The organism is Paenibacillus sp. KS1, assembly GCF_001680695.1.
Taxonomy (GTDB): Bacteria; Bacillota; Bacilli; order Paenibacillales; family Paenibacillaceae; genus Paenibacillus_B; species Paenibacillus_B suaedae.
The window spans coordinates 1-14669 of sequence record NZ_MAIS01000026.1; the positions used below are offsets into that span (position 1 = coordinate 1).

Here is a 14669-nt window from a genome sequence, read left to right on the forward strand (position 1 = left end):
TATAAACAACGGCGGTTGTTTGTATAGAGCTGAAGCCTGAATGAAATAGATACCGCCATGACTTCAAATGAAGTTATGAAGTTGATAGCTTAGACTTTGCTCTCTTCACAGTACATTTCTGTAAGGGGTAGAGCGAAGATGAAATATGTAAATGCAGATCGAGTATTACCCAAGACATTGATTCAAGAGATTCAAAAATATATCCAAGGCGGACTGCTGTATGTCCCTGCGCCGAAGTCGCAGCATAAGAAATGGGGCGAACAATCGGGAGGCAGGAAGATGTTGAACAGGCGGAACACGGCTATTCGTCATTCCTTTGCAGCGGGCTCAACGGTAGATGAGCTTGCAGAGCAATATTGCTTATCCTCGGACAGCATTAAGAAGATTGTATATACAAAATCATAGTGATTTGGATGTAAAGACTGCATCAGAGGGATCTGGTGCAGTCTTTTTCTTGCAACATGTTGCAGCTTCTTGCAGCGTTTTTGTAATGTTTGTTTTAAATGATTTTTTCCCTATGTTGCTTGGAGTGCACCTACTACAATAAAGGCTGTAAGAGCTGCTTATGAATGTGTCGACCGAGAAATAGTTCGATAAGAACATCCAACCTTCGATACGAACTTCATGTGGCAAAGTGCTCGAATATGCTCAATATTGGAGTGGAGAAAAATGATTTCATTCTTTCAATTCGACACGAACGAAGAGAAACATGTGCTGCTGGCACGGGCGAGAAATGTGGCGCTAAATGCTATTCAGAAGTATGACATCGCATGGGAAAAAATCCAGTTCATACAGTTGTCGGATACGATTACGTATATGATTGAAGCGACTCCTCAAGAACGTTATCTACCGCGTATTCACTCGGATCGGTGCAGTCGAGATGAGATTGCTTCCGAACTCGCCTTTCTTCAGATGTTGCATCATTCGATGGAGCTGACAGTGCCGACTGGGGTGGCGAGCAAGGATGGATCCTATGTAATTGAAGTGGAAACGGAAACGGGTTATTGCAGGCCCGATGTCACGTTGATGAGATGGGTAGAAGGGGAGCATGCAATGGCATTAACGGATAGCCAAGCGTATCGAACGGGTACGATGATGGCACGACTCCATGAGGAAGCTGCACATTATGTTCCTTCCTCTGATTTCACACGTCCCGCCTGGGGCATTGACAGTTTTAGAAAGGGGTTCAAGAAGCTCGAACGATATTACCCTCGATTTTTAGCCGAGCAAGGTTGGGATCTCTATCAAGCAGCGGCCGATAAGGTTATTGCTCAAGTTGCCGGGATGGAACGAAATGCTGATACATATGGTCTGATTCATGCTGATTTGCATACAGGGAATGTTGTATATACCGGGGAAGAGCCGTCCGATTGATTTTGGTCGGTGCGGTTATGGTTATTATCTTTATGATATGGCGGGTGCACTATTAGGACTTGGTGTAAATCAGCGCAAGCAGTTTATTGCAGGATATGAAAATATGAAAAAGCTGTCCAGCGGCTATATTCAGCAGGTGGAGTGTTTTTTTATCATGTTTATGATCGAGAACTACTGTCATCATGCTGCAAATCCGGAAGAGACGGAAAATCTGAAATCCGAACAGGTATTTGCACAAACGTATTTGCATGCCTTTTTGCAAGATTCGTCGTTTTTATTCCGCCGAGTTGATCCGGTTCAAATAGGAAGTCCAGTGAACCCGGTGAACATCACTTCTCATTAGAACGTGCAAGGGGAATGCGCAGCGAGATATTATTCTCTCTTGCATTCCCCATATGTACGAGTACGATTGTTGTATTATTGTTTGCAGTGCGAGCTTACGAACTGTTGGACAAAATACTTAGGATGAAGTGGCTCGCCCGTTGCACGTTTCAATAGATCATTCCATGTCCATGTCGCGCCAGGGAAGAAAACTTGCTCCTTTACATAAGTTCCAGCTTCTAGAGAGAACAAGTCCCGCGAAATGTTCGTCATGATATAATGATGCAGTTGGGAAGCGGTCAGCTCACCTAATATATAGCTTTGATAGCTTACGGGAGCGAGCGTGAAATGCATCTTGGCAGCCCAGTCCGGATGCCGGGTATCCTCTGGCGCTTGCAAGTGCTGGATCTCTTCTACGAGCTGCCACCAACGTTCATTCACATTGGTATGCGGACGCTCATACAACTCGCGCTCGAACTTCACAAATGTAATATACCATCTCATACTGACCAGCATCTCGCGTTGAAGAGTATCGCGCAGGGCAGAGGCATGGGATGAAAAGGCGGTGGGTTCCGGCTTGATGAAGCGGGTAATCCAATCCTGATCCTTTGTCATTCGGCCAAAGAGCATCGCAATCGCTTCGGTAGTAAGCGTATGGGCAGGCTTGCGTAGAAGGAAAGGCAGCGCTGCGTCAATATTTTTCTCATATGCCGCATGACCGAACTCGTGCAGCATCACGCTCATCCAAAATTCGCTCGGATTCATGCTCATCATGACGCGTGGTTCGCCCGTACGTCCCATATCCGTGCAATACCCATATGGATATTTCTTATCGCGCGGATATAGGTCACTGCGTGCGATTACATCTGTGATATTGAGCCCCATGCTTTGAAACGTCTCTGCTGTAATGGCTTCCATCCTTTCATTTTGTAAATACTCAGCCATACTCCATTCACTGACGGCAGGCGTACTTTGAAAGAACGGATCTGAATAATGCCAAGGCCTAAGCTGCGATACCGTAATACGAAACTTTTGAGCTAGTTCCTCGTCAATTTGCTGCTTCACGAGCCGATACGGTTCTTCACTCTGGACAAGCAGCTCATCGATTAAGGCAAATACGACGTCAAGATCGAGATCCTGCGCGCTATATTGCATCTGATAATAATTGTCGTAACCAAGTGTGCGAGCCTCTTCATTGCGCTGCTGGATAAGCTGCAGCGCGCGATCGCAGACCTGCTTGCCGATTTGCTTGCTAGCGAGCCATGCCTGCTTGCGTTCTTCCGGATCAAGACTCGTTTCCAGAATCGTACGAATATCATTATTTGATACATGCTGGTTCTGTATGGTAGGACGGTAGGAATTGAAAATGTCCACTAGTTCCTTTGTCATGCGAGTAGAGCGTTCAGCCAGCTGCGGATCTAACTGTTGATTGATCATAAAGTGGTGAAGCTCTGTAAGCTGACGTTGTTGTAATGATGTAAGCTGCTTATTCTCTAGGTGCTTCGTAATGAGGGCGAACCGCTCTGTATCTGATAAATAACGCTTCCATTCATTTCGAGCAACCTCCAACGCATCATTCCATGATTCCTCACCTGTAGAAGTTACCATCCATCCTGTTTGACCAATCTTTACGCTTAGCTCCTGAAGATTCTTGTTCTCACGCTGCAAAAAAGACTCCACATCCATGACATCCATATGAATTCTCCTCTCCATAACACTACTAGCACAATGTGTAAGTTTATAGTTATTACCATACCAAAATAATGTAATTTGGAATTCTTGATTTATGGCATTAATCGTACAATTATGTAGGTATGTTGATGCTATAGTTAGGTATACCCGAGAAATTAAAAGAAAACAGGCAGAGCCAATTACAGTTACTTGAAGGTAACAAGGTTACTTTTAGGTTACTAGAACACTTCAAAGTGCGTACTTCCATTTCGATTCCATGTAAGCCATAATGCATGTATCGCGTTATGGTGAAATTCGCCGATCACATGACGTGTATAGGTGGATTCTTATGAAGAAGACTTAGGAGGAACGTGAAATGGCAGCGAATTTACAAGATAGAGTGACATTGCATAATGGAGTGACAATGCCGTGGTTCGGACTTGGCGTGTTCAAGGTGAATGACGGTTCCGAAGTTGTCGATTCCGTTGCGGCAGCAATCAAGAATGGATACCGCAGTATTGATACTGCAGCTATATATGGAAATGAAGCAGGCGTAGGCCAAGGAATCCAAATCGGATTGAAAGAAGCGGGTATCGCGAGAGAAGACTTGTTCATCACTTCGAAGGTGTGGAATTCGGACTTGGGTTATGAATCTACACTTGCAGCCTATGATGCAAGCTTGAAGAAGCTCGGTCTCGAATATTTGGATTTGTATCTGATTCATTGGCCGGTAGAAGGTAAGATTAAAGACGCATGGAGAGCGTTGGAGACCTTATATAAATCTGGTCGCGTGAAAGCAATCGGGGTAAGCAACTTCCACATTCATCATTTGCAAGATTTAATGAAGGATGCAGAAATTAAGCCGATGATCAACCAAGTCGAATTCCATCCACGCTTGACACAGCAAGAGCTGCGCGAATATTGCATGGAGCAAGGCATTCAGTTTGAGGCATGGTCTCCGCTTATGCAAGGACAACTGCTTGATCAACCTGAATTGCAAGAAATTGCTAGCAAGCACGGAAAATCGGTTGCGCAAGTAATCTTGCGCTGGGATCTGCAGCATGGCGTCATTACCATTCCGAAATCGATCAAGGAACATCGGATCGTTGAGAATGCCTCCATTTTCGATTTTGAATTGACATCAGAAGAGATGGAGCGCATTGATGGATTGAATCAACATCATCGTGTTGGTCCAGATCCTGACAATTTCGACTTCTAAATTGAATAACGAAGGGCTGCCCAAGTCACTAGTGTGACAAGGGGCAGCCTTTTTACGTTTATTGAACGGTCATCATGCATCATCTATGGACAAATGAAAACGAACATGAGAAAATAAGTCCCTGATATTGAGAATCATTATTAATTAAACAATCGTGGTTAACGAATGATAGGAGTAGGAGGAAAGTGGTGAAAGAGGATATACACAACGCCTTTTTACATAAGACCTTGTTGGAAATCAAACAAATGGAGCAGGTTGAAATTCACGATGGTAGTCGATGGGCGAAACAAGAGCTTATATCTCATATGTTACTGTATGTGGTGAATGGTAAGGGAAAATTGTACATGAACGACGGATGTAATGCCGCCGAGCTGCTGCCGAATACTGTTTTTCTTTTGCCGGTCGGAACCGTTCTTGCAGCTGAATGCGCCGCGGAACATGGACTGCACCTCTATAAAATCGAGTTCGACATCTATCGCGCAATGGAATGGAGCGATAAGAGAAGAGTATATGAGAAGGAGTTGACTTTGCCTGGTAACGGGGAAATACGGGTCGAGCAGCATCCTCGCATTAGACGCTTGATTCGATTAATATTCAAGGACAGCCCCTCTATAACGCGTATGGATCATTCCCCTAATAAGCCTTATCTACATGATTTATTAAGCGTCATATTTGACAACAGGATGTCCACGATATTAGAGAGCACCGACAATTTGCTGGATTACACGATTGAGTATATCCAGCAGGCATTTTCCACGAATATTACCTTGGCCAAGCTAGCGGATCTGACTGGTATGAATCCTTCTTACTTCTCTCAACTATTCAAACGGAAAATGAAGAAGAGTCCAATCGAGTATTTGACCGATCTGCGCATGAATCAGGCGAAGAAGCAATTGCTGCAGCCAAACGGAAAAATACGCGATATTGCCCAAGATGTAGGATACAAGGATGAGTTTTATTTCAGCAGGCGATTTAAGACATACAGCGGAATCGCACCAACCGCATATATGAAGCAGCAGCATATACATATCGTGTCACTCTCTCAGCCATACACAGACCATCTTTTAACACTGGGCGTGAAGCCATTAGCCATACATATCGATAAAGAAGCGCCAATGATGTCTATGCCAGTCTATGATCGATTGTGGGAACGATATCGAGAAACGTTATTGATGAACAAGCCCGATATGATTTTGTGCAAGGATCACATTTCCCAGCAAATGAACAGGTATTTTGGGGATATCGCTCCCATTGTAACGATTCCTTGGAAGCGTTTAGACGTATTCGGACACATGCGCGAGATTGCCCGTCTTGTGAGTAAAGAAAATGAAGCTTATGAATGGATAGCACGTCACGAAGAACGAGTCGAGCGCGACCAAAAAAAAGTAAAAGCAATGATCGGGGAAGGTACGGTTGGGCTGCTTACATTTGTCGATCATAAAGTAAAACTATATGGCGCGCGCAACATTGGACATGTGTTTTATCGATCTTTGAATTTATCACCACCTGAACAAATTCAAAGAGAAATAGATAAGCACTTGCCTGGAACGGTCTTTAATTGGATGTCTGCGACCACAGCAAATTTATCTGATTGCGATACGGACTATTTGTTCCTTGTAACGAAGTCTGGAGAGTGGGCGAGAGATTCCATAAAAGAGTTGCAGCAGAGCGAAGGCTGGCGCAGTCTTCCTGCCGTGAAGTATGGTAATGTGCATGTGTTGGATTGGGACAAATGGATGATGTATTCTCCACGGTCAATTGAAAGTCAACTCAGCGAGGCCGTAAGTCTGCTCATGGCTGCAAAATAAAAATTATACAAATAGATATCTAAAGATATGGCATGGATTAATGGATAGAGTTCGATCATAATAATGATTATCATTTTCATTTAAACAACATATAAAGGGGTTTTGGCATCATGATTACACGACATCGCATGAAGATACTTACTTGTATCTGCACATTACTCGTAATGATTACTGCAGCATGCAGCGGGCAAGTGCCCTCAAATAAACAGAGTGAATCGGGGAAATCATTACAGGTTCAAACGGCCACTTCCGATACGAAGCCGCCAGCTGATATTGCAGGAGCAGACAAACGGATTGCGGTATTATCTATTCCTTTTACGAGCGACTTGCTTGCTTTAGGAATTACCCCGATAGGAGCGGTTACGCAAAAAGGTAAAGAGTTTCTCCCACATGTAGCTGATCTCTTGCCACATACGCAAAATTTAGGGAATTCCCAAGATCCCAACCTTGAAGCGCTCGTGAACGTGGAACCAGACCTTATCATCGCGCAGGAAGAGCTGATAAAGGGCAAGGATGAACTTGAGAAGATTGCGCCGACAATTGTGCTTAATTTCAAGCAATCGACCTGGCAAGAACAGTTGCAGCAACTCGGTAAGGCGTTAGGCAAAGAAAAGGAGGCCGAAGCGTTCATTGCCGATTATAAGCAAAAAGCCGCTACAGCAAAAGAATCTATCAAGCAAGTGCTTGGTGACGAGACGGTGTTAGTGCTGCGCGTCATGAAAAAAGAGCTCAGAGTATACGGATTAGATCGCAATTATGGCTCGTTGCTTTATCAAGATTTGGGGATTAAACCCGCCAAGGGCTTAGAAAGTATAGGCCGAGGAAAGGAAGGGCCGCAATCCATCTCCAGCGAGCTGCTGCCGGATTTCGATCCCGATCACATTCTGCTTGAGGTATCTGCTGACAAGGCTGCGCAGCAGCTGTTCAAAGAGTTGGAGGATAGCTCCATCTGGAAACATCTAAAGGCGGTTAAAAACGGCAACGTTCATACGATTGAACAGCAGCCATGGTTAGATTACTCGGCTCTTGGCCAGCTTAAATCGTTGGATGAGGCGGTAAACCTATTTACGCGCAAATAGGTGACGGCGTCTAGCAAACAATAAGGGGCTGCCATTACATCATCAAGGAAGACGGGTGGAAGCCCCTTACTCTTATGACCATTCCTATTGAATGACCCCACATGCAATTCGATCACCTGAGTTGCCTGACGGATCAGTCGTATAATCATCAGGCTGTGCATGGATGATTAACGCTGTACCACCTGACTTCAACAGCGAATTCGGCTTATCCTTCTCCAGCGTGACCATCTCAGTTGTGAAGGTGGCTTGCGCTTTGCCGTCTTCTCCTACCTCTAGATTTGGCAAATCGCCACTATGGTAACCCTTCGGATTCTCAAAGCCATGCTCCTTATGAGTCGGGTTCAAATGGGCCTCAGCGGTCTTGAAGTCAGGGGTATCGCAACGGCCTACCGCGTGAAAGTGTATGCCATGCTTACCTGGTGACAGACTTTGGACATCGATCGCCATTTGAACCTTATTGCCGACTTGAGTTAGCTGTGCCGTACCGATGGAATCTCCTTTCGTGTTAATTATATTTACGTTTACACTGGGAGACTTCACTCCGGCCATTGTTTCCTTAGCTACACATGCGCTAAGCAGCAGACAGCTTATCAGCAGGCACGCGAATACGAATTTCTTCATGTTGACCTCCTTGAGTTATATCGTGTCGGTAACAGTGTTCACCTATTTTTCAGAAAGAAAACCGTCTTTCTTCAATTTGCTTATGGTTAAGGGATTAACAATCACAGATATGGTATGCTTGTACAGGAAGAATCTAGACAGGGCGTTAGCATGGTGCATGATGTTCGAATTAGCATGAGGTGCATGCTGTTGGAAGAAAGCCTAAAGCGAGGGTTGAGCATGATTCAGGTGAAAGGCGCAATTGACGCGAATACGAGATGCCGTCATTATCAATCAGAGGTGGACGTAATTGCGATTAAGTTCAAATGCTGTGGCACGTATTATGGCTGCTATTATTGTCATGAGGAGGCAGAGGATCACGAGCCTATGGTATGGCCAATAGCGGAATGGGGTACGAAGGCGATTTTATGTGGCAATTGCCATACGGAGCTCACGATTCATGAGTATCTTAGTTGTAACTATAAGTGCCCGATATGTCGAACCTCATTTAACCCAGGATGCAAGAACCACGATCATTTGTATTTTGAACAAGAGAAGGTAACGGCGGTTGTTAGTAAAGGCTAGAGAAGCAGACGGAAAATATACTTTCTTACTATGGAATACACAAAAGATGACTTCTGAATGGATCGAGGCCACTGAAAAAGTCCATCTCATGTTAAAGGTACAGCCCCCCCCCAAGAAAATTGAGGAAGCTGTACCTTTTTTTTGCTTATAATGAAAGCATCATGGAGAGCGGGTGAGCGAGATGATTCGTCAACAACAAACCTTGGTTCTGAGTCCTTATGTGGCATTGTACGACATCGTCGTGCCGAAGGACAACATGCTCCGTCAAATTAATGAACTGGTGGACTTCACCTTTATATATGAGGAACTGGAAGAAAAATATTGTTTGGATAATGGACGCAACGCCATCGACCCCATCCGCATGTTTAAATACTTACTGTTGAAAGCTATCTTTGAACTGTCTGACGTAGATATTGTCGAGCGTTCGAAGTACGACATGTCATTTAAATATTTCCTCGGCATGGCGCCGGAAGACTCGGTAATCGACCCGAGTTCCCTGACAAAATTCCGCAAATTGCGATTGAAAGACATGAATCTGCTCGACATGCTCATCGATCAGACAGTGGCCCTTGCAATCGAGCGGAATATCTTAAAGAGTACCTCTATCATCGTAGATGCTACACATACGAAAGCACGTTACAACCAGAAGTCACCGCAAGAAATCCTACAAGACCGTGCTCGAAAGCTGCGTAAGGTTGTTTACAGCATGGACGAGTCGGTCAAAACAAAGATGCCAGCGAAGAACATGAACAACGTGCTTGAAGACGAAATCGCATACTGCCAAAAGCTTGTCGCCTTTATTGAAAAGGAATCTGGAATCGCACAGGTGCCAAAAGTTCTGGAACCGCTTAATCTTCTGAGAGAAACAATTGAGGATGATGTGGAGCAACTGCAACTTGCAACAGATCCAGATGCACGCGTAGGACACAAGAGTGCAGATAGCGCCTTTTTCGGCTACAAGACACATCTAGCAATGACCGAGGAACGACTCATAACAGCAGCCGTAATTACGACAGGCGAGAAAAATGATGGCAAGCAATTGCAAACACTGATCGAAAAAAGCCAAGCTGCTGGAATGCAGGTCAAAACGGTGATTGGGGATACGGCGTATTCGGAGAAAGATAACCTGATCTACACGAAACAGAACGAAATTGAACTTGTAGCGAAGCTGAATCCACTAATTACCCAAGGCGCTCGCAAGAAAGAGAACGAATTTCTGTTTAACAAAGATGCTGGAATGTACGTTTGTCCAGCCGGACACATAGCGATTCGGAAAGCACGACAGGGTAAGAAAGGTGTCAGTAAAAACCAGCTGAAGACCTATTTTTTCGATGTGGAAATTTGTAAACGCTGCCCATTGAAGGAAGGTTGTTACAAAGAAGGAGCTAAGAGCAAAACGTACTCAGTGACGATAAAGTCTGATGAACACGTGGAGCAGATAGCGTTCCAGGAAACAGAATATTTCAAGGCGAAATCTAAGGAACGCTACAAAATTGAAGCCAAAAATAGCGAACTCAAACATAGGCACGGGTATGATGTAGCCACATCCTCGGGTCTGCTTGGCATGCAATTGCAAGGCGCGATGGCGATATTCGCTGTAAATCTCAAACGAATATTGAAGCTAGTGGACTGAGGATTACTAGAAAACCAGCTAAGCTAGACCCACAAAAAGAAGACATTCGTCTCGAAATGCGGTACGAATGTCTTCTTTTCTGTTGTCTAAATAGCATCTGAAGAAAATGGCTAGTTCTTCAGTGGCCTCGAATGGATCAGAGGTCATCTTTTTTTTGTGGGATCTAGCTATGGCTAGGAATGTGCAGTTGTTTGTGGTCATTAAGACATGCTTAATGTTATGTATAGTATGTATTATATGCACCCAATTTTCATTATAATACACATTTTAACCGTTGATTACCGAAATAAAATCGAATATAGTGTGTATTATATATTGAAATTCCATTTATTATGACGTAATATATGAGTTGAGCAAAGGAGGTTCAAACGATATATGCTGAAACGACTCGGTGTGAGTGGTACAGGAAGAATCGGCAGATTAGTTATTCGCAGTCTGTTCATGAATGGAAACGGTGCATCACTTGGCCTTATTAATTCTACCTGTGCACCTGATCAATTGGCGCATCTCTTGAAGTATGATTCGATTCACGGTCGCTGGGAGGAAGATATTAAGGCGGGAGATCAATGCCTTATCATTCGGGGACATCGGATTCCGTTAGTAAGCGAACGCAACCCAGAACTGCTGCCATGGAGAGAGCACGGAATTGATGTTGTCGTTGATGCAACAGGGAAGTTTAAGAGTCGTTCAGAAGCATCCCTGCATCTGGAAGCGGGAGCAAAGCGGGTTGTCGTGACAGCCCCAGGTAAGGATCTGGATTGTACTATCGTAATGGGCGTGAACGAGCACGCATATGATCCGCAGGAGCATACACTTATTTCTACTGCTTCCTGCACAACGAATTGTCTAGCTCCGCTTCTTCATGTTCTTGATCAGGAATTTGGCTTGGGCTACGGTTGGATGACGACGGTCCATGCGTATACGAATGATCAGAAGCATCTGGATAATGCACATTCGGACTGGAGAAGAGGCCGTGCTTGCGGCAGCTCCATTATTCCAACTTCAACAGGAGTTGGCAAAGCCTTGAAGGATATTCTGCCCCATCTGGCGGAGCGGGTTCAGGGTCTGTCCTTGCGAGTTCCCGTGCAAAATGTATCCTTAGTCGACCTTACTGCTCATTTGCACTGTGAAGTTACGAAGGAAGACATCGTCCGCGCATTTACAAATGCGATTAAGGAAGGCATGGGGCATTATGTAGAATACAATGAGGAGCCGCTTGTCTCCTCCGATTATATTGGCAACAACAAATCTGCAATTATTGATGGGTTATCAATTCAAACATCAGGGTATCAGGTGAAGCTGCTGGCATGGTATGACAATGAATGGGCATACGCATGCCGTGTAACGGATTTCGTCAAGTATATGTTCGTCCAATCCGAGGAGGTAGAACAATCATGCGGAACCAAATCGATGAGCTCATTGATCAGTATGTAAAAGAGAACGACTTGGGCACAATCATTTGCCGATATTGTGATGACATTATTGATACACTGCCTACGAATGGCGTGAAGACGAAATATATGGTGTGTGACAAAGAAGCGTGCCGCGAGCAAGAGGGGAGTGCTACGGCTTGATAAGTGTGCGCGTGAATTCGTTCCGAAATGGTGGCAAAGAGGATGCTGAGCTGCTGGGCGGCAAAGGTGCTAATTTGGCTGAAATGACGAAGGCGGGACTCCCAGTCCCGCCAGGCTTCACCATAACGACAGAAATGTGCAGACAGTATTACAGCAATGGATGCCGACTTCCCGAGGGATTAATGGATGAAGTAATGCGTGCAATGGTGGAACTGGAAAGAGTGCAGCAGCGCCGATTCGGCAGTGCTGAATGCCCGCTGCTTGTATCGGTTCGATCAGGCGCTGTGACATCAATGCCTGGAATGATGGATACGATACTCAATCTTGGGCTTACAGATCAGACAGTAGAAGGATTGGCTAAGCTCACGCAAAATCGCAGATTCGCTTATGACTGTTATCGCCGCTTCATTCAAATGTATGGCTCTGTTGTCTATAATATCGAGGCTGTCCATTTCGAACGCATACTTCAGCAAGAAAAGCTGCTCGCTGGGTGCACCGAGGATCAACAGCTTACGGAAGAATCGCTGTGTTCTCTTGTTCAGAAGTTCAAGCAGCTCATTGAAGTGCGCTCGGAACGCTTATTCCCTCAGGATGTGAAGCAGCAGCTTCAAGAAGCAGTTGAGGCTGTATTTCTGTCTTGGTCGAGTCCAAGAGCGAAGGTATATCGGAAGGTGCATCACATCCCACACGATCAGGGTACTGCTGTCAATATACAGTCGATGGTATTCGGAAATATGGGGGAGACAAGTGGAACTGGCGTGTTGTTTACACGCAACCCATCAACAGGAGAACCCGACTTATTTGGTGAATACCTCATGAACGCGCAGGGTGAAGATGTAGTTGGTGGTACAAGAACGCCAGTTTCGATCTCGCAGCTCGAAGTAACGATGCCACATGCCTATGAGGAGCTGACTTTATGCGCTAAGCAGTTAGAGCTTCAATATCGGGATATGCAGGATATTGAGTTTACGATCGAGAACGGGAAGTTGTATTTGCTCCAGACCCGCAATGCCAAACGCAATGCTAGAGCTGCCCTGCAAGTTGCAGCCGATTTAGTGAAGGAAGGCCTGATTAGCAAGGAAGAGGCCGTAATGAGAATTGATGTGCAGCACCTGAATCATATGCTTCATCGTTCGCTTCATACAGCTGCGGGCTATCGTGCAATCGCGACTGGGCTTCCTGCTTCACCAGGCGCGGCATGTGGGCAAGCGGTGTTCGACGCCGACACAGCAGATGAGTGGAAGCGACTAGGGAAGCCGGTTATTCTCCTTCGGATGGAGACAACACCGGAAGATATCCATGGTATTGTTGCCGCAGAAGGGATCGTAACACTGCGTGGCGGTATGACCAGTCATGCTGCCGTTGTAGCTCGGGGGATGGGTAAGCCGTGTGTGTGCGGCTGTGAAGCGCTGCAGATTGATGAGGAGCAGCGTCAGCTGATCGCCGAGGGGAATGTCCTTCGAGAGGGAGATTGGATTACGATTGATGGGGGCAGTGGACAGGTAATACCGGGGAGAATTGAGCTTCAAGATGCCAATGTATCACCCGAGATGCTGCTCATCTTGCAATGGGCGGATGAGATTCGTGCGATGAAGGTACTCGCGAATGCGGATTCACCAGCGGATGCCCGCAAAGCAAGAGAATTCGGTGCGGAAGGTATCGGCCTGTGCAGAACAGAGCACATGTTCCTGTCACCGGCAAGAGTGCCTATCGTACAGCAAATGATTATGGCAGATAAGGATATCGATCGTCAGCTGGCATTGAATCGGCTTTTGCCAATGCAGCGTGCAGACTTCGAAGATATGTTCCGTGAGATGAACGGATTGCCGGTTACCATACGCCTGCTCGATCCCCCGCTGCATGAATTCCTCCCGAATCTTGAGGAGCTTACAGAGCGATTGGATGCACTTCGCTCCTCGGGACAAGAAGAACGTGAGCAGGAATATGAGCGCAAGGAGCTTGAACGGATGATCCGCCGAGTTCGGGATCTGGAAGAAACGAACCCAATGCTCGGACAGCGTGGCTGTAGACTTGGAATTATGTTCCCCGAAATTTATGAGATGCAGGTAGAAGCAATATTCCAAGCTGTGCTGCGTTGTCTTCGTGATGGTGTTGCAGTTCAGCCCCAGATTATGATCCCACTTGTCGGTCACGTTAATGAACTGCAATTCCTGCGCAACATTGTCGATCTCGTGGCGGAACAGGTATTGGGTGAAGAGAGACGTAATTGCATGTATAAGGTAGGAACGATGATCGAAGTGCCTCGCGCGGCATTAACAGCAGGCGAAATTGCTCGTTCGGCGGATTTCTTCTCCTTCGGTACGAATGATCTGACGCAAATGACATTTGGCTATAGTCGAGATGACGCGGAGGGGAAGTTCCTAACGCATTACGTGGAAAATAAGCTGCTTCCTCATAACCCATTTCAAGTGCTGGATACGGAAGGTGTTGGCAAGCTGATTGAGATGGCGGTCAATCAAGGCCGCTCCGTTAACCCGATGCTCACGACCAGCATTTGTGGGGAGCATGGTGGCGACTATGAATCCATTATGTTCTGCCATCAGATCGGCTTGGATTATGTCAGCTGCTCTCCGTATCGGCTTCCAGTCGCTCGTATTGCAGCGGCACAGGCGCAGATCCGTCTGGGAGGCGCATTAAGGCGACAAGCAGAATCACATGCAGGAGAACGGCCAGTAGATCAATCATCACAAGAAGCAGCGGTATGATTAGCTTGACCTTATAACCCTGCGCATGACTTACGGGGCGGAGTACGTGATCTTCTGCAATTGGGAGTTACGCACTTTC

The 14669-nt window shown here is 45.8% G+C and carries 13 protein-coding genes; 11 read left to right on the forward strand and 2 right to left on the reverse strand.

The features are described 5' to 3' along the window. Positions 1 to 138: 138 nt before the first annotated feature. The 3 genes from BBG47_RS10915 (at position 139) to BBG47_RS30680 (ending at position 1717) form a co-directional block, all read left to right on the forward strand. Positions 139 to 405, forward strand: coding sequence for a CD3324 family protein (locus BBG47_RS10915; protein ID WP_021253788.1), 267 nt, complete (start codon positions 139 to 141; stop codon positions 403 to 405). Positions 406 to 669: 264 nt separating this feature from the next. Continuing rightward, complete coding sequence (locus BBG47_RS10920; protein WP_254659799.1) at positions 670 to 1374, forward strand: phosphotransferase enzyme family protein; 705 nt, start codon at positions 670 to 672, stop codon at positions 1372 to 1374. After that, the gene (locus tag BBG47_RS30680; protein WP_254659800.1) at positions 1340 to 1717 is read left to right on the forward strand and encodes a hypothetical protein; all 378 of its coding nucleotides are present in this window, start codon (positions 1340 to 1342) and stop codon (positions 1715 to 1717) included. The genes BBG47_RS10920 and BBG47_RS30680 overlap by 35 nt, the downstream gene beginning before the upstream one ends. A 74-nt stretch (positions 1718 to 1791) precedes the next feature. On the opposite strand, the gene BBG47_RS10925 is transcribed toward BBG47_RS30680, so the two are convergent. Then, positions 1792 to 3390, reverse strand: a complete 1599-nt coding sequence (locus BBG47_RS10925) for a M3 family metallopeptidase (RefSeq protein WP_254659801.1) — start codon at positions 3388 to 3390, stop codon at positions 1792 to 1794. Positions 3391 to 3742: 352 nt separating this feature from the next. Here BBG47_RS10925 and BBG47_RS10930 point away from each other — a divergent pair, with 352 nt between their 5' ends. The 3 genes from BBG47_RS10930 to BBG47_RS10940 all read left to right on the forward strand — a co-directional run bounded on the left by BBG47_RS10930 (position 3743) and on the right by BBG47_RS10940 (position 7472). Further along, positions 3743 to 4585 (forward strand): aldo/keto reductase, encoded by an 843-nt coding sequence (locus BBG47_RS10930; RefSeq protein ID WP_065291731.1) that lies wholly within the window; start codon positions 3743 to 3745, stop codon positions 4583 to 4585. Between the two features lie 188 nt (positions 4586 to 4773). Next, positions 4774 to 6393, forward strand: coding sequence for a helix-turn-helix domain-containing protein (locus BBG47_RS10935; protein WP_065291732.1), 1620 nt, complete (start codon positions 4774 to 4776; stop codon positions 6391 to 6393). Between the two features lie 110 nt (positions 6394 to 6503). After that, positions 6504 to 7472 carry an ABC transporter substrate-binding protein gene (locus BBG47_RS10940; protein ID WP_065291733.1) on the forward strand — a complete coding sequence of 323 codons (969 nt, stop codon included), beginning with the start codon at positions 6504 to 6506 and terminating at the stop codon, positions 7470 to 7472. Between the two features lie 84 nt (positions 7473 to 7556). On the opposite strand, the gene BBG47_RS10945 is transcribed toward BBG47_RS10940, so the two are convergent. Continuing rightward, a complete protein-coding gene (locus BBG47_RS10945) occupies positions 7557 to 8093 on the reverse strand; it encodes a superoxide dismutase family protein (RefSeq protein WP_065291734.1) in 537 nt (178 codons plus the stop codon). A 219-nt stretch (positions 8094 to 8312) separates the two neighbouring features. Here BBG47_RS10945 and BBG47_RS10950 point away from each other — a divergent pair, with 219 nt between their 5' ends. The 5 genes from BBG47_RS10950 (at position 8313) to ppdK (ending at position 14590) form a co-directional block, all read left to right on the forward strand. Further along, positions 8313 to 8657, forward strand: coding sequence for a CHY zinc finger protein (locus BBG47_RS10950; protein ID WP_065291767.1), 345 nt, complete (start codon positions 8313 to 8315; stop codon positions 8655 to 8657). A gap of 181 nt (positions 8658 to 8838) precedes the next feature. Continuing rightward, a complete protein-coding gene (locus BBG47_RS10955) occupies positions 8839 to 10290 on the forward strand; it encodes an IS1182 family transposase (protein ID WP_065291735.1) in 1452 nt (483 codons plus the stop codon). A gap of 375 nt (positions 10291 to 10665) precedes the next feature. Continuing rightward, the gene (gap, locus tag BBG47_RS10960) at positions 10666 to 11724 is read left to right on the forward strand and encodes a type I glyceraldehyde-3-phosphate dehydrogenase (protein ID WP_065291736.1); all 1059 of its coding nucleotides are present in this window, start codon (positions 10666 to 10668) and stop codon (positions 11722 to 11724) included. Continuing rightward, the gene (locus BBG47_RS10965; RefSeq protein ID WP_021253777.1) at positions 11685 to 11864 is read left to right on the forward strand and encodes a GapA-binding peptide SR1P; all 180 of its coding nucleotides are present in this window, start codon (positions 11685 to 11687) and stop codon (positions 11862 to 11864) included. The genes gap and BBG47_RS10965 overlap by 40 nt, the downstream gene beginning before the upstream one ends. Beyond that, positions 11861 to 14590 carry a pyruvate, phosphate dikinase gene (gene ppdK, locus BBG47_RS10970; RefSeq protein WP_065291737.1) on the forward strand — a complete coding sequence of 910 codons (2730 nt, stop codon included), beginning with the start codon at positions 11861 to 11863 and terminating at the stop codon, positions 14588 to 14590. Before BBG47_RS10965 ends, ppdK begins: the two co-directional genes overlap by 4 nt. The last annotated feature ends 79 nt before the right edge of the window (positions 14591 to 14669 follow it).

What these genes read in the sequence shown, in the direction of transcription:
- BBG47_RS10915 (WP_021253788.1), top strand. Translation starts at nt 139, where the DNA reads ATGAAATATGTAAATGCAGATCGAGTATTACCCAAGACATTGATTCAA.
- BBG47_RS10920 (WP_254659799.1), top strand. Translation starts at nt 670, where the DNA reads ATGATTTCATTCTTTCAATTCGACACGAACGAAGAGAAACATGTGCTG.
- BBG47_RS30680 (WP_254659800.1), top strand. Translation starts at nt 1,340, where the DNA reads ATGTTGTATATACCGGGGAAGAGCCGTCCGATTGATTTTGGTCGGTGC.
- BBG47_RS10925 (WP_254659801.1), bottom strand. Translation starts at nt 3,390, where the DNA reads ATGGATGTCATGGATGTGGAGTCTTTTTTGCAGCGTGAGAACAAGAAT.
- BBG47_RS10930 (WP_065291731.1), top strand. Translation starts at nt 3,743, where the DNA reads ATGGCAGCGAATTTACAAGATAGAGTGACATTGCATAATGGAGTGACA.
- BBG47_RS10940 (WP_065291733.1), top strand. Translation starts at nt 6,504, where the DNA reads ATGATTACACGACATCGCATGAAGATACTTACTTGTATCTGCACATTA.
- BBG47_RS10945 (WP_065291734.1), bottom strand. Translation starts at nt 8,093, where the DNA reads ATGAAGAAATTCGTATTCGCGTGCCTGCTGATAAGCTGTCTGCTGCTT.
- BBG47_RS10950 (WP_065291767.1), top strand. Translation starts at nt 8,313, where the DNA reads ATGATTCAGGTGAAAGGCGCAATTGACGCGAATACGAGATGCCGTCAT.
- BBG47_RS10955 (WP_065291735.1), top strand. Translation starts at nt 8,839, where the DNA reads ATGATTCGTCAACAACAAACCTTGGTTCTGAGTCCTTATGTGGCATTG.
- gap (WP_065291736.1), top strand. Translation starts at nt 10,666, where the DNA reads ATGCTGAAACGACTCGGTGTGAGTGGTACAGGAAGAATCGGCAGATTA.
- BBG47_RS10965 (WP_021253777.1), top strand. Translation starts at nt 11,685, where the DNA reads ATGCGGAACCAAATCGATGAGCTCATTGATCAGTATGTAAAAGAGAAC.